This window comes from Streptomyces corynorhini (assembly GCF_003346515.1).
GTDB lineage: Bacteria > Actinomycetota > Actinomycetes > Streptomycetales > Streptomycetaceae > Streptomyces > Streptomyces corynorhini.
Genome location: NZ_QQNA01000162.1, coordinates 1 through 23729 on the forward strand (window position 1 = coordinate 1; position 23729 = coordinate 23729).

Annotated in this window: 22 protein-coding genes; 10 read left to right on the forward strand and 12 right to left on the reverse strand. The window is 69.0% G+C overall.

Going from position 1 to position 23729, the window contains the following annotated elements; genetic code table 11:
* Nucleotides 1-92: 92 nt before the first annotated feature.
* A complete protein-coding gene (locus tag DVH02_RS20435; protein ID WP_114625280.1) occupies nt 93-1430 on the reverse strand; it encodes a tetratricopeptide repeat protein in 1338 nt (445 codons plus the stop codon).
* Between the two features lie 131 nt (nt 1431-1561).
* Here DVH02_RS20435 and DVH02_RS20440 point away from each other — a divergent pair, with 131 nt between their 5' ends.
* Nucleotides 1562-2683, forward strand: a complete 1122-nt coding sequence (locus tag DVH02_RS20440) for an adenosylhomocysteinase (protein WP_114625281.1) — start codon at nt 1562-1564, stop codon at nt 2681-2683.
* A 4-nt stretch (nt 2684-2687) separates the two neighbouring features.
* The gene (locus DVH02_RS20445; protein WP_114625282.1) at nt 2688-2987 is read left to right on the forward strand and encodes an NUDIX domain-containing protein; all 300 of its coding nucleotides are present in this window, start codon (nt 2688-2690) and stop codon (nt 2985-2987) included.
* 72 nt (nt 2988-3059) lie between these two features.
* On the opposite strand, the gene DVH02_RS34860 is transcribed toward DVH02_RS20445, so the two are convergent.
* A complete protein-coding gene (locus DVH02_RS34860) occupies nt 3060-3296 on the reverse strand; it encodes a hypothetical protein (RefSeq protein WP_147286092.1) in 237 nt (78 codons plus the stop codon).
* A gap of 312 nt (nt 3297-3608) precedes the next feature.
* Between DVH02_RS34860 and DVH02_RS20450 the strand changes: the two genes are divergently transcribed.
* The 3 genes from DVH02_RS20450 to DVH02_RS20460 are packed head-to-tail and all read left to right on the forward strand — an operon-like array spanning nt 3609 to nt 5877.
* Nucleotides 3609-4013 (forward strand): GntR family transcriptional regulator, encoded by a 405-nt coding sequence (locus DVH02_RS20450; RefSeq protein WP_114625283.1) that lies wholly within the window; start codon nt 3609-3611, stop codon nt 4011-4013.
* The gene (locus DVH02_RS20455) at nt 4010-4906 is read left to right on the forward strand and encodes an ABC transporter ATP-binding protein (RefSeq protein WP_030080244.1); all 897 of its coding nucleotides are present in this window, start codon (nt 4010-4012) and stop codon (nt 4904-4906) included. Before DVH02_RS20450 ends, DVH02_RS20455 begins: the two co-directional genes overlap by 4 nt.
* Complete coding sequence (locus DVH02_RS20460) at nt 4903-5877, forward strand: ABC transporter permease subunit (protein ID WP_030080241.1); 975 nt, start codon at nt 4903-4905, stop codon at nt 5875-5877. Before DVH02_RS20455 ends, DVH02_RS20460 begins: the two co-directional genes overlap by 4 nt.
* A gap of 224 nt (nt 5878-6101) precedes the next feature.
* Here DVH02_RS20460 and DVH02_RS20465 read toward each other — a convergent pair whose 3' ends face one another.
* The 4 genes from DVH02_RS20465 to DVH02_RS20480 all read right to left on the reverse strand — a co-directional run bounded on the left by DVH02_RS20465 (nt 6102) and on the right by DVH02_RS20480 (nt 11996).
* Complete coding sequence (locus tag DVH02_RS20465) at nt 6102-6584, reverse strand: hypothetical protein (protein ID WP_114625284.1); 483 nt, start codon at nt 6582-6584, stop codon at nt 6102-6104.
* Entirely contained in the window at nt 6581-8737 is a 2157-nt protein-coding gene (locus tag DVH02_RS20470; protein ID WP_114625285.1) for a hypothetical protein, read from the reverse strand. Before DVH02_RS20470 ends, DVH02_RS20465 begins: the two co-directional genes overlap by 4 nt.
* Entirely contained in the window at nt 8734-10488 is a 1755-nt protein-coding gene (locus tag DVH02_RS20475; RefSeq protein ID WP_199566357.1) for a hypothetical protein, read from the reverse strand. Before DVH02_RS20475 ends, DVH02_RS20470 begins: the two co-directional genes overlap by 4 nt.
* A gap of 62 nt (nt 10489-10550) precedes the next feature.
* Nucleotides 10551-11996 (reverse strand): tyrosine-type recombinase/integrase, encoded by a 1446-nt coding sequence (locus tag DVH02_RS20480; protein WP_233518347.1) that lies wholly within the window; start codon nt 11994-11996, stop codon nt 10551-10553.
* A 169-nt stretch (nt 11997-12165) separates the two neighbouring features.
* On the opposite strand from DVH02_RS20480, the gene DVH02_RS20485 reads away from it, so the two are divergent.
* Entirely contained in the window at nt 12166-12369 is a 204-nt protein-coding gene (locus tag DVH02_RS20485) for an NUDIX hydrolase (RefSeq protein ID WP_114625287.1), read from the forward strand.
* A gap of 90 nt (nt 12370-12459) precedes the next feature.
* On the opposite strand, the gene DVH02_RS20490 is transcribed toward DVH02_RS20485, so the two are convergent.
* The gene (locus DVH02_RS20490) at nt 12460-13158 is read right to left on the reverse strand and encodes a response regulator (RefSeq protein WP_114625288.1); all 699 of its coding nucleotides are present in this window, start codon (nt 13156-13158) and stop codon (nt 12460-12462) included.
* Nucleotides 13155-14801 (reverse strand): sensor histidine kinase, encoded by a 1647-nt coding sequence (locus tag DVH02_RS20495; protein ID WP_114625289.1) that lies wholly within the window; start codon nt 14799-14801, stop codon nt 13155-13157. Before DVH02_RS20495 ends, DVH02_RS20490 begins: the two co-directional genes overlap by 4 nt.
* A 135-nt stretch (nt 14802-14936) precedes the next feature.
* Here DVH02_RS20495 and DVH02_RS20500 point away from each other — a divergent pair, with 135 nt between their 5' ends.
* Nucleotides 14937-16349, forward strand: coding sequence for a cation:dicarboxylate symporter family transporter (locus DVH02_RS20500; protein WP_114625290.1), 1413 nt, complete (start codon nt 14937-14939; stop codon nt 16347-16349).
* Between the two features lie 367 nt (nt 16350-16716).
* Here DVH02_RS20500 and DVH02_RS20505 read toward each other — a convergent pair whose 3' ends face one another.
* Complete coding sequence (locus tag DVH02_RS20505; protein WP_114625291.1) at nt 16717-18276, reverse strand: FAD-dependent monooxygenase; 1560 nt, start codon at nt 18274-18276, stop codon at nt 16717-16719.
* Nucleotides 18277-18517: 241 nt separating this feature from the next.
* Between DVH02_RS20505 and DVH02_RS20510 the strand changes: the two genes are divergently transcribed.
* Both DVH02_RS20510 and DVH02_RS20515 read left to right on the forward strand, forming a co-directional pair.
* On the forward strand, nt 18518-19165 hold the full coding sequence (locus tag DVH02_RS20510) for a TetR/AcrR family transcriptional regulator C-terminal domain-containing protein (protein WP_114625292.1): 648 nt from the start codon (nt 18518-18520) through the stop codon (nt 19163-19165).
* Nucleotides 19166-19625: 460 nt separating this feature from the next.
* The gene (locus tag DVH02_RS20515; RefSeq protein ID WP_407697653.1) at nt 19626-20024 is read left to right on the forward strand and encodes a cyclic nucleotide-binding domain-containing protein; all 399 of its coding nucleotides are present in this window, start codon (nt 19626-19628) and stop codon (nt 20022-20024) included.
* A gap of 45 nt (nt 20025-20069) precedes the next feature.
* Here DVH02_RS20515 and DVH02_RS20520 read toward each other — a convergent pair whose 3' ends face one another.
* Nucleotides 20070-21419: a cytochrome P450 gene (locus DVH02_RS20520; protein ID WP_114625294.1), complete on the reverse strand. Its 1350-nt coding sequence runs from the start codon at nt 21417-21419 to the stop codon at nt 20070-20072.
* Nucleotides 21420-21596: 177 nt separating this feature from the next.
* On the opposite strand from DVH02_RS20520, the gene DVH02_RS20525 reads away from it, so the two are divergent.
* Complete coding sequence (locus DVH02_RS20525; RefSeq protein WP_114625295.1) at nt 21597-22334, forward strand: Clp protease N-terminal domain-containing protein; 738 nt, start codon at nt 21597-21599, stop codon at nt 22332-22334.
* A gap of 106 nt (nt 22335-22440) precedes the next feature.
* Here DVH02_RS20525 and DVH02_RS20530 read toward each other — a convergent pair whose 3' ends face one another.
* Together DVH02_RS20530 and DVH02_RS20535 are read right to left on the reverse strand one after the other, a co-directional pair.
* On the reverse strand, nt 22441-23436 hold the full coding sequence (locus DVH02_RS20530; RefSeq protein ID WP_114625296.1) for a trypsin-like serine peptidase: 996 nt from the start codon (nt 23434-23436) through the stop codon (nt 22441-22443).
* 165 nt (nt 23437-23601) lie between these two features.
* Complete coding sequence (locus tag DVH02_RS20535; protein WP_407697654.1) at nt 23602-23721, reverse strand: LuxR C-terminal-related transcriptional regulator; 120 nt, start codon at nt 23719-23721, stop codon at nt 23602-23604.
* Nucleotides 23722-23729: the final 8 nt, after the last annotated feature.

Consider the following 23729-nt stretch of genomic DNA (forward strand, 5'->3'; position numbering starts at 1 on the left):
CTTTGTTAGGACCTCTAAGGGCGCGGCTCAGGGCCGGAGAAGCCACGGGTACGGAACGCGAAAGCGCGGGGCGGGCGGCGCCGCTTGCCGGGCTACGCTCTGCGGCTGCTCACCGCGGAGCGCGTGCGCTCAAGGAGCTGACGTGCGGCGGGGGTTGAGTGGTAGGAGGCGAGCAGGGAGGGGATTGCGGCGACCTGTGCATCGACTCGTCCGGAATGGATGGCTGGATAGTCGTCCAGCACTTTGTTCCAGGTGCCGCAGGCCGCCTCCAGGTGGCCCATTTCCAGCTGACGTTCTGCCAGCATGGCGCCGAACTTGATCTCCGACCTCTTACTGTCGCTGGAATCCCGCAACCGAAAATGATCATGCAGGGATTCAACGCTTCCCTTCACGTCGCCCAGCGCGTGCCTCACCTCCGAGGTGGCGTACGCCAAGGTGGCCGAGCTGAACCCACCGAAGGTTCCGATCTGGCTTTCCGCCTGATTCACCGCCCGTTCTGCCTCGCGAAGGCTGGTCAGCGCGTTCACACGTTCCCCCGCCAGCGCGTAGGCGTGCGCCTGTTGCCCTGCGAGAAACGCGCGCATACGGGGGCCGGACTCCGGAGACGCTTCGGCTGCGGCGTCGGCGAGCCGCACGGCAGGCGAGCCGTGCCCCAGGTTCGCGGCCTGGACGGACATGCCCCGCAGGACATGGCAGTACGTCAGGTGATCGCCGCTGGCGCCCGCCAGCTCCAGGCTTTTGACGTAGTACTGCTGGGCGAGTCCGTGCAATCCCTCGTCCACCGCCATCCACCCGGTCAGGTAACACAGGAATGAAGCAGTGGACATCATCGATTTTCTGATCTCGCTGGATGCCGTCGCCTTCAAATAGGGCCCAACGGTTCTGACCAAGAAGGCGGCGGCCATGGGCCGCGCATAGCGTCCGCCGAAATCGTCATCGATATCCGAGAGGCGCTCGGTCATCGCCGAAACCGCTTGGACTTCGGACTGGCCGATGCGCCTGTGCGGATCGGCCCCGCTCCCCTCCATCCGGCCGACCAGATCCGGCCATCCGGGGATGGTCAAGGCTACGGAGAACAGCCCTGCGCCGAGAACGCCCCGCCGCGACGAATTCATGTCCTGCCTCCCAAGATCCATGATCCCGTCAACGGTGCTCAACTCGTTCTGCTCGCCCGTCGGTGCGGGGAAGCCTGCTTCGGCCGGCGTGACCGGACGGCCCAGCCTTCGCGCGAGCGCCTCCAGGATCAACGGCCGCACGGCTGGACGAGGCAGCCCGCCGTTGAGCCACTGATGCACGGACGGGCCCTGGTACCGGACGGAGGTGCCCTGTTCCGTACCGATCCGGTTCACGGCCCGCGCGCACTGCTGCAAACTCCACTCGGTCTCATGGAACAGCCGCGCGAACCCGGTGTTCGGCTCGGAGGTGCCCACGCTTGTCAACTCCCCACTCCGTGGCGCTCTTAACGCACTTAACTCCTGCGCTCCTGCCCACAGTATCGGCGCACGTGACGATGCGGTTACCTGTAGTGACAATCCGAGGTGAATATGAGGAGGTGCGTCCGTTGGAAGCCTCAGAGCGCGCACGGCTGAACACATACTGGCGGCGGGTGGCCGAACTGCTCGTGCCGCCCGAGCGTCCCGCATCTTTGCTGATCACGCATCTTCTACCTGAGCGCCCCGCGTTCGTGCGGGCGGTCGGCGCGGTCTCCGATCTGCGCGCGGTACTGCCGAAGCCCAAGTCCGTCCATCCGGTGGCGCGGCGCGAAGTCGAGTCGGTGTACGCGGTGGACGATCTGTCTCGCGAACTGTTCACCGACCCGGACGCAGCCGTCGCCTACTTGGAGACCAGGGCACCCGGCGAGCGTGTCGTACTGCTCGATGTGGGCGGGTACTTCGCCCCGGTGCTGGACGCGCTGTGCGAGCGGTTCTCCAGAACCGTACTCGGCGTGGTCGAGGACACCGAGAACGGACACAAGCGCTACGCCGAGTGCGACAAACTTCCCTGTCCCGTGATGTCAGTGGCGCGTTCCCCGCTCAAGGACCCGGAGGACTACCTCGTCGGACAGTCGGTCGTATTCTCCACCGAAGCCCTGTTACGGCAGCGCGGGGACATCTTGCACGGCCGCCCCGCACTGGTGATCGGCTTCGGCAAACTCGGCTCCAGCATCTGCCGGTTGCTGCACGCCAAAGGCATTCATGTCACGGCATACGACATCGATCCCGTACGGCGCGCACAAGCACTCTCACAGGGTTTCGCCGTTGCCCGAAACCGTGAGACCGCGTTGGGTGCGGCCGGGCTTATCCTCTGTGCCACGGGTTCGCTGTCCCTGCGGGGCGAGGACTTCCCCACCCTTCGCAACGGCGCGTATGTCGCCACTGTCACCAGTTCGGAGGACGAACTGGAACTCGACGGGCTGCCGAACGCGTACAGCCGGTCCAACTCTTCCGAGCATGTGAGCCGGTACGAAACCACCGGCCACTACTTCTACTTGCTGAACGGAGGGAACGCGGTCAATTTCCTTCACGGCGCGAGCGTCGGACCGTTCATCTTCCTCGTGCAAGCCGAAATCCTCGCGGGTGTCCGAGCGCTCTCCTGCGGTGACCTCACGTCCGCCATACACGAAGTCCCGGCAGACGACCGAAGCGCCATCGCTCGCCTCTGGCTCAACTACTTCAACAGGTGACTCCATGCCCATGACGCCCGAACACACCCGCGAGACCATCGCCGCGTACGCAGCCGCGTATCCGGACGAGAGGGCCGCGCTGTCCACCGTCCTGGAGGCGCTCGACCGTGGCGACGACGTGGCGAGCCGTAACACCGTACCCGTGCACGTGACCGCCGGAGCTGTGCTCCTCAATGAGCGAGGCGAAGTGCTGTTCGTCCACCACAAGGCGTTGGATCGCTACCTGATGCCCGGCGGGCATCTTGAGCACGAGGACGTGAACCTGATGGGCGCGGCGCTCCGCGAACTGGGAGAAGTTATGTGAGCAACTTCTGTGTCCCACGAGAAAGTGTCTCATCTGCGGTATGGGTGTTGGGGTGGCACTGGCAATCTCGCGTTATCCGGAGTCGCGCGTTCCTCGGCTGTTGAGGGCTCGGGGCCAGCGCGAGTGGTCGCCGGGGGCATAGTGCCGCCAGGTTCCTCCGGCCTCTTCGGCGAGGCGTGCGGTGGTGTCGTTGTGGTAGCCGAGCATCCGCGCGATCACCGGGGCCGGGGCCTCCTGGAGGACAAGGTGGCGGATTGCTGCGATGCGTCCCTGCTGGGCCGGGAAGCCCAGGCGGAGCCGAAGTCCCAAAGTGCCTGGGAGGTATAGGCTGTCCGGCCCTGCAGCCGGGGAAGAGTCATCGGGCGTCGGGGTTGGTCGCGGTCATGGTGTTCGGTCGCTGCCCCAGGTGGTCCAGCAGCATCCCGGCGAAAGGGGCCGGGACGGGGTGACGGCGGTCGCCGAGCCGGACGAGGACTTCGCCTTCCTCGTGCTGAACGTTGTCGGTGCTGAGCCGTGCGATCTGAGTCAGTGGCTGAACCCAATGGGTGCGAGCCTCGCGCTGCGGAGGCCCCCTTGTTGGATGATTGACGTAGAGGGCTATAGTACTAGGCAACTAGGTAAATGGAGGAACGAGTGATTGAGTTCCACCTGAACGCTCGGACCGGTCTGTCTCCCTATCAGCAGCTGGTCCAGCAAGTGCGCCATGCGCTGCGCCTGGGCCTGCTGAAGGAGGGGGACAAGCTGCCCACGGTCAAGGACGTGGCCAAGCAGATCGCGGTCAACCCGAACACGGTGCTCAAGGCGTACCGCGAGCTGGAGCACGAGGGGTTGGTCGGCGCCCGTCCGGGCGTCGGGACTTTCGTGACCCGCACGCTGGCCGACGGCACGCTCGCCGCGCACGGCCCGCTGCGCAAGGACCTCCAGCGCTGGGTGACCAAGGCTCGCCTGGCCGGACTCGACGAGGAAAGCATCGAGGCACTGTTCATGAACACCTTTCGTAACGCAGCCGGAGAGGACGTAGCGTGAGCGCCGTCTTACGAGCCCAGGCACTGGGCAAGAAGTACAAGCAGCGCTGGGCGCTGCAGCACTGCGATCTGGATGTTCCGGCCGGCCGGGTAGTGGGCCTGGTCGGCCCCAACGGGGCGGGCAAGTCCACCCTGCTGAACCTGGCCTCCGGCATGCTGACTCCGACCGCCGGCACCATCGAGGTGTGCGGAGGTCGTCCAGCCGAGGACGTTGAACAGCTGGCCAAGGTCGGCTTCGTCGCCCAGGACACCCCGACCTATGCGTCCTTGAGCGTCGCCGACCACCTCGACTTCGGTCAGCGGCTCAATCCGAACTGGGACGACGCCGTGGCGCGGGACCGGATCCGCCGGCTCGGCCTGGACCCGAAGCAGCGGGCCGGGAAGCTATCCGGGGGCCAGCGGGCGCAACTCGCCCTGACACTGGGCATCGCGAAGCGGCCCGAACTGCTCATCCTGGATGAGCCGGTCGCCGCCCTCGACCCGCTTGCCCGGCGAGAGTTCATGCAGGATCTGATGGAGGCCGTCGCCGAGCACGAGATGAGTGTCGTGCTCTCCTCCCATCTGGTCTCCGACGTGGAGCGGACCTGCGACTACGTCATCGTCCTGGTCGACTCCCAGGTGCAGGTGGCCGGCGACATCGACGACCTGGTCGCCTCGCACCACCGGCTCACCGGCCCGCGCCGTGACCCGGCCGCGCTTCCCTCGGGCCAGCACGTCATCTCTGCCAGTCACACCGACCGGCAGACCACTCTCCTGGTGCGCACCGAGACCGCGGTCCACGATCCTTCCTGGAGCGTGACCCCTCTCGGCCTGGAAGACATTGTCCTGGCCTACATGACGCGCCCTGCGGATGCCTTCCGCGACACCCGCCCCGCCCTTGAGGTGCTGCGATGATCTGGCTGACCTGGCGACAGTTCCGCACCCAAGTCACGGTCGTGTATCTCGCCCTGGCCTTCCTTGCCGTACTCCTCGCGGTCACCGGTCCGCAGCTGGCCGACCTGTACGCCAGTGCCGGGGACGACCTGTTCGGCCGGATCACCAGCGCCGACCAGACCGTGTACTACCTCGGCCTCGTCATCGTCCTGCTCGTGCCGGCCGTGATCGGCATGTTCTGGGGCGCACCGCTGATCACGCGTGAGCTGGAGACGGGCACGTACCGCCTGGCGTGGAACCAGAGCATCACCCGTACCCGCTGGCTCGCCACCAAACTCGTCCTCACTGGCGTGGCCACCATGGCCGCTGCCGCCCTGGCGTCTGTGGCGGTGACCTGGTGGAGTGGTCCGATCGACCAGGCCGTCAACAGCGGCGGGACCGGCGCAGATCCCTTCTACCCGCGCATCGATCCTCTGGTCTTCGGTGAGCGCGGCATCGCCCCGATCGGCTATGCCGCCTTCGCCTTCATGCTCGGCGTCACCCTTGGTGTGCTCATCCGTCGCACCGTGCCCGCGATGGCTGCCACCCTCGCCACGTACGCCGCCGTCCAGATCGCCATGCCCCTGTGGGTCCGGCCCCACTTGGCCCCGTCCGTTGATGCCACACTGTCGTTCACCCAGGCCAAGCCAGTGAACATCGGCATCGACGCCGTGCGCGAGGTGGACTTCGGCCAGCCGGGCGCCTGGATCCTTTCCGAACAGACCGTCAACGCTTCCGGCCAACCGGCCGCCCTGCCCGAGTCGCTCACCGATTGCTCCTCCATGTCGGACTGCGCCGCAAACCTAACCAAGGCGGGGTACCAGCAGCAGGTTTCCTACCAGCCCGCCGGCAATTTCTGGACTCTTCAGTGGGTCGAGACCGGGCTCTACCTCGGCCTCACCCTCGTCCTGACTTGGTTCTGCGCCTGGTGGATCCGCCGTCGACTGACCTGACAGAGGCCAGTGCCACTGGGGGAGCGACCGTGAGGGGCAACCGAGACCGGCTGCCTCTCACGGTCACCAGAGTCCCTTCACCGTTCAAGATCAATCACACCGATCCCGACCGTTCCGTTGGTCCCCGCACAGACCCGGCCTCACCCGGTCAGGCTGCGGTCCCGAAGCCCCCGGCGCGCAGGTCCACCCCGGCCCGGCGGATGATCCGGGCCGGGGTGGGTTGGTCAGGTCGGGCGCAGGGCGCGGACTACTCCGTCGCTGGCGTCGGAGAGTTGTGACCTGAGCTTTCCGGCGTCCTTTTCCAGTTCGGCATTGCGCAAGGCCAGGACCTGGATCTGGTTGGCGTAGGTCGCCACGGTGTCCTTCAACTCCCTGACCTCGGCGGCGTGCTCCTGGCGGAGCGCGCGTTCCTGCTTGCGCAGTCGGGCGACCTCGGTCTTGAGCTCGTCGACCTCGGGCCGCTTGGCCTCGGGGGCAGAGAGGATCTCCTTGATCGCGGCGGCGGCTGGCGAGCGGTAGTAGGAAGCTCGTGACACCCCAGCTTCGGCGGCGATGTTCACTGCTGTCACGGAGCCGTCGGTGATCGCCGGACGGCCGTCCATGAGTCGTTCGAAGGCCCACATGACTTGCCGGTCGATGTTGGTCAGCGCCTCGTGCTCACGGACCAGACGGGCGAAGACGCTCTGAGTGGTGCTGCTGGTGGTCATGCGGACACTCCTTCCTCGTCGCGGAGCTCGGCGATCAGCTGGGTGAGTGTCGACAGGTGTTCCTCGATGGCGATCCGCTGCAACTTGGGAACGCCAGCGGTGCGGGCGAACTCCTCGGCGGCCAGATCGCGGGCTTGGGCCATCCTGGGCAGATGAACCGCCGAGCGGCGTGCGTTCGGGCAGGCCAAGCACGCGCTGAGCATTGGGAGCGGTCGTCCGAGGGACTTGGCGCGCTTGCCGCAGACGGCGGTCCCGGCGTGGTGGAAGCAATCGTTGAGGACGCCCGGATGCAGGGTGCGAGTGAGGTGCCGAAGTGCGGCTCGCAGCCGCTCGGGGCTGGCGACCGTGCCGGGCAGGTCGCCCAGCTCTGCCCTGATCCGGTCGAAATCTGCTGCCACGCGGCCAGCAGCCCCACCGGCGGACCGGCCCCCCTCGTTGTGGTCGTGGTAGAGGTCTTCGACGTAGTCCAGCAGCGCGACCGCCTTCTCCGAGGCGACCTCGTCGGCGAAGCCCGAGGCCGAGGTGCCCGCATAGCCTTCGAAGATCGCGAAGGCGTTGTGCTTGTACTGCCTCGTGCCGGCGACGACGCCGAACGGCTGGTGAGCGATATGCCAGGCCAGCGTGCGCCGGAACTGCCGGGTGTCGAACCACCAGGGCCGAATCGGCCCCATGCCCGCGTCGCCCCCGGCCTCGTCTGCGGCCTCCTGGCCCAACTCGGCATCGTCAGCGGCCTCGTCCTCGGCGTACTCGTCGACGAGGTGCAACGGAATGTAGGGCTCGCCCTGGACGCCGAAGAGGTCGTTGAGGTGCTGCTGGAAGTTCTTCAGCCGCAGCGGCACGTCGCTGAACAGGCCGTAGCCGGCCTTCTCCCCGATCCAGGTTCCGAAGAGGTGGGTGGGATCGTCGTTGATCTGCCTGAGAACCCCGACCGCCTGGTGCACAACGTCCAGGACCACCCACTCGGCCTCGTCGCCAGTGAGCCTGCGGCCTTTGAACACCCGGCCCTTGATCTTGTAGCGGGTGCGGCCGTCGGCCCCAGGCTCGGTGAAGGCGCACTCACGGCCAAGCTCCCGCACCTCCACGTCCCTCATTCCGGACAGATAGGCGATCACGATCCAGCAGGCTGTCCTGAGATGTACCAACTCACTGGCCAGAGCTTCGGCTGACAGTTCGGAGCACCATGGAAGGCCGCTGCCGGGCCAGTCCGACATCGGGATGTCAAGGCCACCGACCTCCCAACCGAGCTCCCTGCCGGCGTCCTTGATCTCCCGCCGCAGGCGTCGGACGCAGTCGGCCCCGATCAGTAGTGCGGTCATGCTCAGGTTGGGGGCCTGCAACACCCCGTCGACGGCATCGGCGGAACAAGCACCTCGATACTTAATCGGCAGAGCCGGCATGCCACGATCCAGCGCACGGCGCGAGGCGATGAAGGCGTCCAGCCGTTCGCGCGTCTGGCCGATGGAGATGTCGCTTTTGGACTGCTCTTCCTGTAGACGATTCAACAGCGCTCGGGCAGCCAGGAGGTCCCGGCTGGCGACTTGGATGTAGAACAGGGCGGCGGACAACAGCGATCGCATGATCTCCTCAGGGATGCGCGGAGTGCTGTTCTCCCGTTGCGTTTTCACCTTGGCCACCTGCTTGGCGCTGCGATGTGGCCAAGGGACGATGGTCAGGCGGTCGCCCGTCAAGAAGGGGCCGTGGCCGGAGAGGTGTTTGAGCAGGTTGACCTTGCTGACGACCGCATGTGGCCCCTGTGCTTCCCAGCGAGTGACCAGCATCTCCAGATGACCAACCTCCACGTCCTGCAGACGCCGGACGCCGACCGAACGCAGGTCCTGGAAGAGGTTGACTAGCCGGGTGCACTGGGTCGGGGCCGCAGTGGGCTTCATCGGGTGGTGGGTGCGTCCGGTGCGGCGTCGCAGTCGCGAGTAGAGGAACTCCTTCGCGGTCTGCCGATGGAGCCCGGCTTCGAACCGGAGGAAGTCGATGCGGCCGGATGCCTCGGTCCGGGGAAAGAAGTCGTTCAGATCCCACACGTCGTCGCCGAAGCGCGGGCCCCGGGAGACGTGGCCCCTGGTCAGCCGATTGGGCAGGACGTAGTCATCCGGTGCGGGGACCGGTGCCGCCACTGCCTTGGACAACGAAAGAGTCATCGCAGCGTCTCCAGAAATGAGGTGGGCAGCGCCAGACGCGGACCATCGGCCTCGGCGATGGCCTGGGCAGTGGCGATCTGAAGCGCGTTAAATCGGGCCAGGACACCTCTGATGATCCGCTCGTGCGCGACCGCGAATCGGGCCGTCCACTCGGCCGTGGAGAACTCCGCGCGCTGGGCCTCGATGGTCCCAAGGACAGAGAGCACCGCCGGCAGGTGACGCGTCGTGAACACCGCGTTTGGGCACTCCAGGCAGACCCAGGGCGGAACCGGACACGCGGCCCCCTTCTTGAGGGAGAAAGGCGAGTCGAAGAAGTTCCGGCAGGACGACAACCACACGTCGGTGGCCCCGGACAGTGCATCGCGGACTGCTTCCAAGGGCACTTCCTGACTGCCGTCGTCCAGGCGCCTGCCGTCCTCGTTCAGCACGACCGGCGGCGGAAGGTGGACGGCGAGTGCCTCGCTCAGGCCGTCCTCGACCGCCTGGTCGTGGATCTCCTCGTGAGCCCCGATGTCCGCGTAGTGACGCCCTGCGACCTCGCGGGTATGGCCGGTGGCAAAATCCGGCAGTACACCCCCGGCCTGCAGATACTGCTTCGACTTGTAGGACTTGCGCAGGCGCCGCAGATCCAGGTTGACCGGCTTCCCGCCCCTGTCCTGCATGGCATCGAAGCCGTGCTCAGCCAGGAAAAGGCCCCGATGGCCAGCACTCAGCAGCACCCGTGCCCCGGACGCGGGGCCCAACGCATTGGTCGCGCTGGAGACGCTCACCCACAGGTCGTCGTATCCGCCCAGCTCCCGTGCGCGCCGGGTCAACCGCATCGCCAGCCGTAGGACCCCGCCCGGAGAGCGCAGGTTGCCGCCATCGCGGATGCGCATGCTCTTATGCGGATCACCGCCCGCACGTCGCTTGTAGTACTGGACACTCACGAGGCCGCGAGCCGCGTTGGTCAGGCAGCCCACCTTGAGTTCCTTGATCGCCTCGGGTTCCATCCCCGTCTGGCAGGCCAGCAGGACGTGGAAGGACAACAAGTCCCGCCTCGACAAGTAGAGGTGGCTGTTGATGCCGCGGATGTACCCGTTCGCGGCGACGCCCCGGATGCCCCGATATTCGGAGGTCAGGGGGCCGTGCTCGTTGATGAACCACAGGATGTTCTCAAGCCGCCCCCAGCCGTGGACCTCCGGATCCCCACCCGCCGCGGCCAGACGCTCTCCCACCAGGATGCGATCGCGGATCCTGCCGACCTCCGCCCGTGCAGCGGCCTCGAACGCCTCAAAGACCGGCACGGGGTAGGCATCCAGTGGCTTCCCGGTGGGCCGCCTCTCGCTCATCGTGTAGGCGATCCGCGAGCGCAGGTCCACATCGAGACGCCCCGGATGGGCCTGGTTGACCTGCCTCAGCAGCCGCACGATCTGCCACATCGCCACCGAAGCCGAGCTGCTGTTAGGGCCGTATTGGTCCGTCAGCCTCTCCTCATAGGCGTCCACCAGATCGGCGTCCAGATCGTCCAGGCCGATGTCCTCGCCGTGCTCGGGCATCACCGCAGCAGCGAACCTGAGGAAGTCACGGACGCGCACCACCAACGACCGGAAGTTCGGGACCACGCGATTGCCGACTACGGCCTTGGGCGGCGTTACCGCCACGATTGCCTGCCCCAGAGCCCGGGCCAGACGAGGGCAGGGCAGGTCGGACAGGTCGACGTGCTCCTCTGCCTCACCGAACCGGACACTGAACACTACGGGCCCCAGCACGGGCACAGGGTCAGTCGGCGCAGGAGCAGGAGTCGCCGAGGTGAATCGGGTGCGTCCCCTGCTCATCGGCTCACCTCCACCGGAACCTCGACGCGGTCCAGGACTGCGGACTGTTCATCCCACTCGGCCAGGGCCGACAGCACGATCTCCTGGGCCTCGTCGAGCACATCGAGGTAGATGTAGACGGTCTCCTCGTGTGCGTGCCCAAGCAGCAGTTGGAGCTTGCGCATCGGGTTGCCGATCAGCATCCGCTTGATCTGGGCCGACGTGAAGTGCCGGTCCTCGTTCATGCCCATCGCCCGGATCGTCTGCCGCAGCAGCAGGCCCAGCATGTGGACGGCGAAGGTGTGCCGCAGCGTATGGGGATGGACGTTGAAGTCGATGCCGAAGGCCGCGCACCGCTCGTTCGCACGCCGGAACGCGGACTGCCAGGTGGCGCTGGACAACGGCTGTCCGTCCTCGCCCAGCCACAACCACAGCGGTCCCGTCGGCCGGCTCCCGGCGTCCATGCCAATCAGCCGGAGCCGGTCGGCATGGCCGAGGTCCGAGTACTTCCAAGCCCTGCGCTTGCCGACCACCACCATCGTCTGCCGGTTCGCCTGACGCACCAGGAACGGGTCATCCCACCGGTAGGCGCCCTCGGCCACCTTGCGCTGCACCAACTCGTCGCGCTCGAAGCCGACATGGTGATGCAGATCGCGCAGGACCTTCCTCCGAATGAACACGGTCCGTGGCGTGTGCCGCTTCGTGACGGCCGGCGACAAGTGCACGTCCCCGCGCCCTTGGGCCAGCGGCGGCAGTTCCGGCAGCACCAGGCTCGCCGCTTCGCGCAGCCGCATCCCCGTACAGACCAGCAGGTCGGCGAAGAGGCCGTTGCGCTCCCCGTTGCGCCCGCGCCACTTCGGATCGCGGCCCCCATCGGGCAGGTAGCCCAGGAGCCCCACATCCCGCCACAGCAGGTAGTCCTCGTAGGGCAAGAACTTCATCTCGGCGTTCCGGGATCCCGGCTCGCACTCGGAGTTCACCCGCACCTGCTTAGGGCCCTGCGGCGTCATCACGGTCTTGTCGACGTAACGAAACGGCTCCTCCTCCAGCAGTCCGGCGTCGAGGGACCACTTCACCCACTTGTCCAACGCGGCCAGTGTGCGCGTCCAGGTGCTGCCAGTGATCCGGTCATCTGGGTCTTCGGCGTGAAGCCGGGCGTACTTGTAAGCACGCAGGTCCTCGCTGTCGATCTGCCAGATCGACTTCCCTCCCCGAGCCTCGTGGAGAAACCGGCACTGCAGCATGATGTCCGAGGCGTACGCATCCATCCCGTTCTCGGATTTCACTCCCCAGTTCGGCAGATCCCGGAAGAACCTGTTGAGGTGGAGGTCGTACGAACCGTCAGGGCCGAGGTAGAACGGCTGGCGTTCGGTGACGCCGGCGCGCTGGAGTACCCCGATGGCTTCAAGATCCAATGTTGGAACCGTTGCCAACTGCCTCTTGGTGCGGTGCAGTGCGGCCACGGCTTCGGGTGCTTCGTGCTGGGGCAAGTCGTCCTCGCGTCTTGTGAGACATGCCTTCTGGAGGCATAGCAATCCTGTCGTTGAGACACGCAAAGGTGCAGCCATAACGGAGGAAACCGGCATTCGTACGAGCATCACGGCCCGGCTTCCGGACCCCGTCCACATCGACGTGCACGAGATCCCGGCGAACGACTCGAAAGGTGAACCGGCCCACCACCACGCCGATGTGCGCTACTTGTTCAGCACGACCGGTGCCGTTGACCTGTCCCTGCAGGACGAGGAGGTGAGCGGCTACGTGTGGCGGAGCCCCGACGCGATCGAGGACGAGCGGTTGCGGAGCCGCGTCATCGCGGCTGTTCCCTCGGGCGCGTGACAGCGCGCGACGCCTCCGGGTGCCGCCCGACGCCGGCTCTCCGGCCGAGCCGGTCGCGGCACCCGTCTCCCACGCGACGCACCCTCCGGCTCAGCGCGACGCCGGCACCCACCGGTACTGCAGCTCCGGCCGCCCCACATGCCCGTACTGCGGGCTGCGCGCCGCCCTCCCGTCGGTGACCAGGTGCTCCAGATAGCGGCGCGCGGTGATCCGGGAGATGCCGACCTCCACGCCCGCCTCGGCGGCGGTCAGCCCGGCGGCCGAGGCGCGCAGCGTGCGCGTCACGGCCTCCAGTGTCGGCGCGCTCAGCCCTTTGGGCAGCGACGACGGCTGGGGCGCCCGCAGCGCGCCCAGCGCCCGGTCCACCTCCTCCTGACCGCTCGCCTCCCCGGCCGCCGCGCGGAACTCCGCGTACCGGGTGAGCCGGTCGCGCAGGGTCGCGAAGGTGAACGGCTTCAGCACGTACTGGACGACCCCCAGCGACACCCCTTCCCGTACCACCGTCAGATCGCGCGCCGAGGTCACCGCGATGACGTCCGCCTGGTGCCCGGCGGCCCGCAGACTCCGCAGCAGCTGAAGCCCGTGCCCGTCCGGCAGATACAGATCGAGCAGGATCAGATCGGTCTCCGTGCGCTCCAGCAGCCTGGCCGCCTCGACGCGCGAGTGCGCCACGCCCACCGTGGTGAAGCCCGGCACCCGCCCCACGTACAGCTGGTGCGCGTCGGCCGCCACGGGGTCGTCCTCGACCACCAGGACCCGGATGCCGGGCTCCGGACGCGCCGCGCTCATGACGACACCCCGGTCGACGAGGCTCTCGCCGAGGAGCCTTCCGCGCCCGCCCCCGCCGACCGCGTGCCCAGCGGCAGTCGTACGACGAACTCGGCGCCGCCCGGCGGCTCCTGATAGGGCCTCAGCTCGACCGTGCCACGGGCCCGGTGCACGGCCTGCCGGACCAGGGCGAGCCCGAGCCCGCGGCCGGGCCCCCGCGTCGACCAGCCGCGCCGGAAGACCTCGTCCCGGTCGCCCGGATCGACCCCGGCGCCGGTGTCCCGCACCCGCAGGAGCAACTCCTCGTCCTCCACCAGCGCGGTCACGGTGACCCGCGCGCCCTCGCCGCCCTGTGCCGCGTCCACCGCGTTGTCGATCAGATTGCCGAGGATGGTCACCAGGTCACGGGCGGGCAGCGTCGCGGGCAGCACCCCGTCGTCGATCCGGCTGTCCTCGGCGAGCACCAGCTCCACCCCCCGCTCGTTGGCCTGCGCCGCCTTGCCCAGCAGCAGCGCGGCGAGCACCGGCTCGCCCACCGCGCCGACCACCCGGTCCGTCAGCGCCTGCGCCAGCTCCAGCTCCGCCGTCGCGAACTCCACCGCCTGCTCCACCCGCCCCAGCTCGATCAGGGAGACCACCGTGTGCAGCCGGTTGGCCGCCTCGTGCGCCTGCGAGCGCAGCGCCTGGGTGAAGCCGCGCTCCGAATCCAACTCACCCGACAGTGCCTGAAGTTCGGTGTGGTCGCGCAGGGTGATGACCGTACCGCGCTGTTCGCCACCGACCACCGGGCGGGTGTTGACCACCACGATCCGGTCGTCGGTCACATGCACCTCGTCCACCCGCGGCTCGGAGGCCAGGAGCGCCCCGGTCAGCGGCGCGGGCAGCCCCAGCTCGCCGATCGGCCGGCCGACGGCCGACTCGTCGAGGCCCAGCAGCTCCCGGCCGCCGTCGTTGATCAGGGCGATCCTGCGCGCGCCGTCGAGCATCAGCAGCCCCTCGCGCACGGCGTGCAGCGCGGCCTGGTGGTAGTTGTGCATCCGGCTCAGCTCGGCCGCGTTCATCCCGTGCGTGTGCCGGCGCAGCCGCGCGTTGATCACGTACGTACCGAGCCCGCCCAGGACCAGCGCCGCGCCCGCCGCCAGCGCCAGCACCTTGACCTGCTGCGTCACCTCCGAGGAGATCCGGTCGACCGTGATGCCCACGCTGACCAGCCCGGTGATCCGGTCGCCGTCCTTGACGGGGGTGACCGCCCGCACCGAGGGGCCCAGGGTGCCGGTGTACGTCTCGGTGAAGGTCCGGCCCTTCAGCGCGGGCTCGGTGCGCCCCAGGAAGGGCATCCCGATCTGCGTCGGGTCGGGATGCGTCCAGCGGATCCCCCGCGGGTTCATGATCGTGATGAAGTCGATTCCGGTGTCCAGCCGTACCCGCTCCGCGTACGGCTGGAGCGCGGCGCTCGGATCGGACGTACGGATGGCGTCCCGTACAGAGGGCGAATCGGCCAGCGCGTGCGCCGTGGCCAGAACCTGCTTCCGCGCCGTCTCGTCGGTGTGGGCGCGCCCGGTGACGTACGCGAACAGCGCGCACCCCGCCACGACGGCGGCGACCAGCACGACCTGCATGGCGAAGAGCTGCGCGGCGAGGGAGCGGGGGCGGGGCAGGTGCATGAAACAAGAATGCCTGGCCTGATTCATATGAACGAAATGAACGTAAGGGTGACCGGCGTCACAGCGTGATGGATAGTCCTCGGGACCCCTCGGGACAGGGACGGGGGATTTGCAGGGACGAGTCAAGGAGGACCCGTGGCCGCAAGGCGGGACCGTACCCACTATCTGTACATCGCGGTGATCGCAGCCGTCGCGCTCGGCATTCTGGTGGGCTTCGCGGCTCCTGGCGTGGCCGTCGAACTGAAGCCGCTCGGGACCGGCTTCGTGAATCTCATCAAGATGATGATCTCGCCGGTCATCTTCTGCACGATCGTGCTGGGTGTGGGTTCCGTCCGGAAGGCCGCGAAGGTCGGCGCGGTGGGCGGGCTCGCCCTCGTCTACTTCATGGCGATGTCGACCGTCGCGCTGGCCGTCGGCCTCCTCGTCGGCAACATCCTCCAGCCCGGCGCCGGGCTGCACATCACCGAAGCCACCAAGGGCGCGGGCGCCGCCCAGGCCGAGGGCGCGAGCGAGTCCACCGCGGACTTCCTGCTCTCGGTCATCCCCAAGACCATGGTCTCGGCCTTCACCGAGGGCTCGGTCCTCCAGACCCTGCTGATCGCGCTGCTCGCCGGCTTCGCCATCCAGGCCATGGGCAAGACGGGCGAGCCCATCATCCGGGGCATCGGCCACATCCAGCGGCTCGTCTTCCGCATCCTCGGCATGATCATGTGGGCCGCGCCGGTAGGCGCCTTCGGCGCCATCGCGGCGGTCGTCGGCGAGACGGGGCTGGACGCCCTGAAGTCCCTCGCGATGATCATGATCGGCTTCTACGTCACCTGCGCCCTCTTCGTCTTCCTGGTGCTGGGCACGCTGCTGCGGCTGGTCTCGGGCGTCAACATCTTCTCGCTGCTGAAGTACCTGGGCCGCGAGTTCCTGCTGATCCTGTCCACCTCGTCCTCCGAGTCGGCGCTGCCGCGCCTGATCGCGAAGATGGAGCACCTGGGCGTCAGCAAGCCCGTCGTCGGCATCACCGTGCCCACCGGCTACTCCTTCAACCTGGACGGCACCGCCATCTATCTGACGATGGCCTCCCTGTTCATCGCCGAGTCCATGGGCGACCCGCTGGCGATCGGTGAGCAGATCTCGCTGCTCCTCTTCATGATCGTCGCCTCGAAGGGCGCGGCGGGCGTCACCGGCGCCGGTCTCGCCACCCTCGCGGGCGGCCTCCAGTCGCACCGGCCCGAGCTGGTCGACGGTGTGGGCCTCATCGTCGGCATCGACCGCTTCATGAGCGAGGCGCGGGCCATGACGAACTTCGCGGGCAACGCGGTCGCGACGGTCCTCATCGGTACGTGGACCAAGGAGATCGACAAGGGCCGGGTCGACGAGGTCCTGGCCGGGAAGTTCCCGTTCGACGAGAAGACGCTGGTCGACGACCACGGAGCCGCTGCCGAGCAGCCCGAGGCCGGAACCGGTTCCGGCAAGCCCGCCGCCGGGGCCGGAAGCGAGGCCGCTCCCGAGGCCGCCGCCGCGCCCAGCGGCGACAAGACCCAGGCCGGGGTCTGACACACCCCAACCCCCCACCCCCCGGCCCTGCCAAGGTGCCCGACCGGCAACACCCACCGGTAGCGGCACCGGAGACCGGCCCGCACGGAGACGCCTTCCGTGCGGGCCGGTTCGTTGTGGTGCGGGGCGGTTCGTTGTGGTGCGGAGCGGTTCGTTGTGGTGCGGGGCGGGTTGTCGGTTCGCTGGTCCGTTGTGGTGCGGGCTGGTTGTCGGTTCGTGTGGTGCGGGGCTGGTTGTCCGTTCGCTCTGGTACGGGCGGATCGCTGGTCCGCTGCTGTACGGGCGGCTCGCCGGTCCGCTGTCGTCCGGGTGCGGCGAGGGTGCCGGGACGGAGCGCGGCGCTCGGGCCGTGGTCCCGGCCGCCTTCTCAGCGGGGATCCGGCGCGGACTCGCGTCCGGCGGCCCGCACCGCCGTTCGCACCGTCGTTCGTATCGCCGTCAGCGCCGCCGCCCACAGATCTCCGTCGTCCGGCTCCGTACCCGCCCACGCCACATGCCCGTCGGGCCGTACGAGCGCGGCCCGCACGCCGGACCACTCGGCGCGCGTCCCGGCCGGGCGCGCGCTGTGCACGAGGACCCCGGGGGCGAGGTCCGCCGACCGGGCGCCGGGCGTCCCGGTGAGGTCCAGCAGGACGGGACGCCCCGCGCGCAGCAGCGCGAACAGCCCGGGGGCCGGAGCCGCGCCCCGGGAATCCGCACTCCCGAACGCCAGGTCCGGCGCGCGCCGCCCGGTCAGCGGGTGGGCCCCGGCCGCGCCTGGACCCACCGGGGGATACGCGACATCGAGTGCGGCCAGCCGCTCGGCCAGCTCCTTCGAGAACGCGGGTACGGTCGCGACGAGTCGGCTCAGGAACGCGCGCAGCGCCTGCCCCTCGGCCGTGTACGCGGTCATGAGCGCGGTCTGCGCCCGGGTGCTCTCCAGCAGGGCGGCGCCGACCGGATGCCGCTCGGCGTGGTAGCTGTCCAGCAGGCCGTCGGCCGCGGTGCCCCGGACCGTCGCCGCCAGCTTCCAGCCGAGGTTCGTGGCGTCCTGGAAGCCGACGTTGAGCCCCACGCCCCCGGTCGGGAAGTGCATATGGGCGGCGTCCCCGGCCAGCAGGACGCGGCCCCGCCGGTAGCGCGCGGCCTGCCGGGTGGCGTTGCCGAACCGCGAGAGCCAGACCGGGTCGCGCATCCCGAAGTCGTCCCCGGCGATCCGTACCGTCTTCGCCCGCAGTTCGTCCAGGGTCAGCTCGCCGCCGTGCTCGGGCCGTACGTCCTCCGGCGTCCCGCCCACGAGCCGGTGCAGGCCGCCCGGCAGCCGTACGGCCATCATTCCGCCCGCCGCGTTGGACACGCTGACGCCGGGGCCCGCGGGCGGGCGCTCCAGGACGACGTCGCCGAGCCAGCCCCACGTCGTCGCCTCCGTCCCGGGGAACTCGATCCCGGCCGCCGCGCGCACGGTGCTCCGCGTTCCGTCGCAGCCCACGACGTGCTCGGCCTCCAGCGTCCAGGGGCCGTCCGGCCCCGTCACCGACACCGTCACCGCGTCCCGGTGCTCCACGAGCCCGGTCACGCGGTGCCCGCGCAGGACGCGTGCGCCGGCCGCGACCGCGTGCGCCTCCAGCAGTTCCTCGGTACGGGCCTGCGGCAGTGCCAGGGTGAAGGGGAACGGGGTGTCCAGCACCCGGAAGTCCATCCGGTCGTCCAGCCCGCCGAAGTGCCCGCTGGGAATTCGCACGCCCTCCGCCAGGAACGGGTCCGCCGCTCCTCGGCAGGAGAGGATCTCGATGGTCCGGGGGTGGATCGTGAGCGCCTTCGAATGCGGATCGGGCTCCCGCCGGGACTCCAGCACGGTGACCTCCACGCCGCCGAGCCGCAGCTCGGCGGCGAGCCACAGCCCGACCGGTCCGCCACCGGCCACGACGACCTGTCCTGTCTGTCGCACGCGTTCCGTCTGCCTTGCCTGCCTTAGCTGCCCCAGGCCCTGATCTGCCTGCCTTGCCTGCCCCAGGCCCTGTTCTGCCTGCTCTGCCTGCCCTGCCTGCCCTGCCTGTTCCAGGCCCTGTCCTGCCTGTCCCGCGGACGGCTCTGCCCGTTCCACGCCCTGCTCTGCCTGTCCCACGACGCCTCCTCGGCTCTCTTCTTGGTCAGTGACCAATAACCTTCGCGCCCAGTAGACTGGGTCAGTGACCAAAAGGCAACCGGGAACCCGTCCCGACGGCTCGCCCAGAACCACCCTCGATCCAGCCGTCGTGGTGCGCGCGGCGCTGGAACTGCTCGACGACAAGGGCGCCGACGCCGTGTCCGTGCGAGGCGTCGCCGACCGGCTGGGCGTCCGCATGAACACCGTCCTCTGGCACGTCAAGACCAAGGCGGGGCTGCTGGAGCTGATGGCGGACGCGATCGTCGCCGAGGTGTCCGTGGAGCGCCTTCCCGGGACCTGGGAGGAGCGGGTGCGCGAGCTGTCCCACCGCTACCGCCGCGCCCTGCTCGCGCACCGCGACGGCGCGGTGATCGTGGCCGGGACGTACGCGCCCGAGCCCGCCACGCTCGGCCTCGCCGAGGCGCTGGTCGGAGCGCTGCTCGACGCCGGGCTGCCGGAGCGGGAGGCGGCCTGGACCTGCTGGACCCTCGTCTACTTCGTGCTGGGGCTCGCCCAGGAGGAACAGGCGCTCCCGGGGGCGGACGGGCCGAGGCTCAACAGAGCGCTCGACTCGGGTCGCTATCCGTCACTGAGCCGGGTCGCGGCCCAGTTGCGGGACCCGTCCTTCGACGAGCGCTTCGCGTACGGGCTCTCCCTGATCCTGGACTCGGTGGCCGCGCGGGCGCGGTGACGGGTGACGGGCGACGGGTGACGGGCACAGTGGCGGGTGTCGGGTGACGGGTGACGGGTGACGGGCACAGTGACGGGTGTCGGACGGGGGCGAGGCGAGCGCGGGCCGGGGCGTGCGCGGGCCGGGGGTGCGAAGGTGCGTGCGGGCCTTGGTGTGACGGGCGTGTGCGGCGCCGTGGTGTGCGGGCCGTGGTGTGCACGCCTTGGCGTGAAGGGCGCCTACGGACCGTGGCGTGAAAGGCGCGTGCGGCCGGAGCGCGAAGGGCGCGTACCGGCCGGGAAGTTGCGGGTGGGGCGAATCGCAGCGCCGGGGCTACGATCGAACGTATAGCCGTCGTGCCCCTCGGTAACTCCCCGTTGAAACTGGGTCACTCCGCGGTTACTCGGCAAGGAGGTTCTCCGCCATGACTTCCACGATGCGCTTGCTGACAGGGCTTCCGGCCGGCCGCGGTGACATGCTGATGAGACTGTCCCACGATGTCCATTTCCCCCAGGACGCGCGGATCTTCGAAGAGGGCAGCCAGGCCGACACGTTCTGGATCATCCACACGGGCACGGTCGCCCTCGACCTGTACGTCCCCGGCCGACGCCGGGTCGTCGTCGACACTCTCGGTGTCGGGGATCTGCTCGGCTGGTCATGGGTCTTCCCTCCGCACCAGTGGCACTTCGGCGCGGAGGCTTTCAGTCCGGTACGGGCGCACGAATTCGACGCCGCCGCCGTACGTGCCCTGTGCGAGGACGACCCGGTCCTCGGTTACACCCTGACCCGCGCGGTCGCCCGGATCCTCGGCCGCCGCCTTGAGGTAGCCCGTACGAAGCTCCTCGACCACTACATGGTCCACGGCGGCGCCGGGCTGTGACCGCGCGGTGCCGCCGTGGGGTGAGGGGTGAGAGAGGGAGGGTGCCTACCAGGTCACCGGCAGCTCGTGCGGGAAGCGGCGGATGGTCCTGGTGTCCCAGCGCACCTCCTCGGCCGGCACCGCGAGACGCAGTCCGGGGAAGCGGCTCAGCAGTCGGCCGATGGCCGTCTCCAGCTCGGCCATGGCCAGCGGCACGGCGATGCACCGGTGGCCGCCCCAGCCGAACGTCATGTGCGGGGTGGGCGGCCGGTCCAGGTCGATGACATCGGGGGCCGGGAAGCGCTCCGGGTCACGGTTGGCCGTCAGATACGAGACATGCACGAAGTCACCCGCGCGCACGGGCACTCCGGCGATCTCCGCGTCCTCGGTGGCGAGGCGCGGGATTCCGACGCCGTTGCGGAACGGGATGTAGCGCAGCAGTTCGTCCAGCGCCCGGGTGAGGGTCTCGGGGCGGCTCCGTAGCCGGTCCGCCAACTCCGGCCGGGTCAGGAGCAGATAGCAGATGTCGCTGATCTGGCAGGTCGCCGTGTCGTGGCCGCTGAGCATGAGGGTCTCGGCCATCACGGCCAGCTCCTCGTCGTCCAGCATGTCGTCGCCGTCCTTGGCGGTGGCCAGCAGACTGATCAGGTCCTCGCCCGGGGAACGGCGCCGCTCGGCCGTCAACTCCCGGAAAAAGCCGATGATCTCGGCCTTGGCGTCCGCTGCCGTCTGTCGGCTGCCCGGGGTCATGGACAGCATCCGCAGCGCGGAGCGCTGGAGCCAGGGCCGGTCGGCCGGGGCGATGTCCAGCAGTTCACAGATGGTGTGCTGGGGGAGTTGGTCCGACAGGTGGTGCACCAGGTCGGCGGGCGGGCCGTGCTCGGCCATCTCGTCGAGGAGGCGGTCGGCGATGGCCTCGATGGCGGGCCGCATCCCGTCCACGTGCTGCTTGGTGAACGCCTGCGAGGTCAGTCGGCGCAGCCTGCTGATCCGGGGCGGGTCGATCACGTTGATCGACTCCGGGGAGAAGATCGGCTCCGGGGTCATCCGGGGGAAGTCCCGGCCCACGACGGCCGCGCGGCTGAAGCGGCGGTCGGTCGTCACCTGCCGTACCGCGTCGAAGCCGGTGACCAGCCAGGCGTCCGCGTCGCCGTGCGAGAGCCGGATACGGGTCACGGGCCCCTGGTGCATGAGGTCCGCGAGTACGGGATCGAACTCCAGCGCCTCGTTGAAGTCGAACGGACAGGTGGGCGGCGTGGACCCGGCCTCGGTGCCGGAGTCGGCGGCGAGGCCGGAGTCGGCGGCGAGGCCGGTCTCCGCGTGCGCGTGCGCGTCCGTGGCTGTGGCCGTGTGCGCCTCTGTCTCTGTCTCTGTCTCTGTGCTTGTGCCGGTGTCTGTGCCGGTCGTCTCGGGCATCGCGTACTCCAGAACGGGCGCGGGCAGGGGGAACGGGGAGGTGCGGGCGTGAGGAGGGATATGTACCTCTCCGGGTTCACCTATATGCATGAAGCGCGTCAAATGGGTACGAGTCGAAGGTATGTTCCCCGACAACCTTGGGTTGACGGTCCCGGATCGTCAACTTATGGTTGACGCATGACGAATCCACTCCAGGACACGCATTCCGTCCGTCTCGACGACCTGATCGAAGCCATCAAGAAAGTCCACCCCGACGCCCTCGACCAGCTCTCCGACGCCGTCATCGCCGCTGACCACCTGGGTGAGGTCGCCGATCATCTGATCGGCCACTTCGTCGACCAGGCGCGCCGCTCGGGCGCCTCCTGGACGGAGATCGGCAGGAGCATGGGGGTCACCAAGCAGGCGGCCCAGAAGCGCTTCGTCACCAAGGACTCGGGCGGAACGGTGGACCTCGACGCCAGCCAGGGGTTCAGCCGCTTCACCAGCCGCGCCCGCAACGTCGTCGTGGCGTCGCAGAACGAGGCGCGCGCGGCGGGCAACGCCGAGATCCGCCCCGAGCACCTCGTACTCGGCCTGCTGAACGAGCCGAACGGGCTGGCCGCGCGGGCGCTCGTCGACCAGGGCGTCACACCGGAGGCCCTCCGGGAGGCCGTCGCCGCCCGGCTCCCCGCGCCCGTCGAGAACGTGCCCGAGCTGATCCCGTACGACATGCGCGGCAAGAAGGCGCTGGAACTCACCTTCCGCGAGGCCCTGCGGCTCGGCCACAACTACGTCGGCACCGAGCACATCCTGCTGGCCCTGCTGGAGCAGGAAGACGGTACGGGCGTGCTCGCCGACCTCGGTGTCGACAAGCCGACGAGCGAGGCCCACGCGGTGGCGGCCATCGCGGCCATCGTCGCGGAGCGCACGGAGTAGGCGCCCCGGTATACGGGGGGGTACGGGGCGCGCGCGGTGTTACGAGAGGCGCAGGGGCCAGCAGGGGCCACGGGAGGCACAGGGCGCACCAGGCGCGCCCCCGACGTCAGCGTCGGCCCAGTATCTCGGCGGCCAGCGTCCCCGCGTGCCGCCACGTGCCCGCCGTGTTCAGGACATCGCGGCTGGTCACCTGCTCCCGGCCGCCGGCCGCCCTCTCGTACAGCGCCCGGACGTCCGCGCCGAAGTAGGGGCTGTACGAGACGTCGTCCGTGTCGCCGCCGGTCTTCCAGCCGCCGATGACCCCGACGATCCCCCAGCCGGAGACCCGCTTGACGAGGAACGGGCCGCCGGAGGACCCGCCCGAGTAGGCGTCGCACTCGATCCGCAGAAAACTGCCGGGAATACCGGGGGACGAGCTGTCGAACCGTTCGGTCCTGTCGGTGCATTCGAGCGGGTGCGACTGGTTGGCGGGGTAGCCGACGAGACGTACGGGGTCGTGCTCGTACCCCGCGTCGGTCAGCAGGTCGGCGCCGCCGACGGCATCCTGCACGTTCTTGCCGTCGCGCGGTTCGAGCTGGAGGAAGTTGAAGTCGAGCCCGGCGGCGGCGTCGCGCCCCCGGGTCAGATACCGCTGGTCGATGAAGATGCCGTCCGGCTTGACCGCGAAGGAGCCGTAGGGCTTCTTGCCGTCGTCGTATCCCGGTACGAAGGCGAGGTTCGGCCGGGCGGTCTTCCCGTCGAAACAGTGGCCCGCGCTCATGACCAGATTCCCGCCGGGACTGTTGACCACGGTCCCGCCGCAGAAGTGCCCCGCACCCTTCGCGTCGCTCCAGAAGAACGTCCCGACGAGGGGCAGACCCGAGGACGGCCTGCTCGGGGCGGCGGCGGAGGAGGCGCGCTCCGGGTCCGCCCTGACGGCTTTCGCGGCCCGCATCCGGTCGGCGGTCCAGTAGCTGTCCGTGGCGCCGGGGGGCGGCACGGCGGCGGAGGGCGGGGCTGCGGCGGAGGGCGGGGGTTGCTGTGTCGCGTGGGCGGAGCTGAGCGGCAGCAGCAGGAAGAGAGCGCCGCTCACGAGGAGGGCCGACCGTCCGACATGTCGCATCGTTGCTTCTCCAGGGTCGAGAGAGCGTGAGACCGGCGGTCGTGCATCACTCTCTGTGTCCACTGTGGCGCGATACCCGAGCGGGGCACGATTCTACTGCCGGGGCTACCTCCTGGCAGCGAACGATGACCGAGATCACCTCACCTCACCTCACCTCACCTCACCTCAACTCGCGAGCAGCCCCGCGTCATGCGCCAGGACGGCCGCCTGCACCCGGTTCGTACAGTCCGTGCGGGTCAGGATGCGGCTGATGTGAGCCTTGACGGTGCTCGTGCTCAGATGCATGGCCGTGG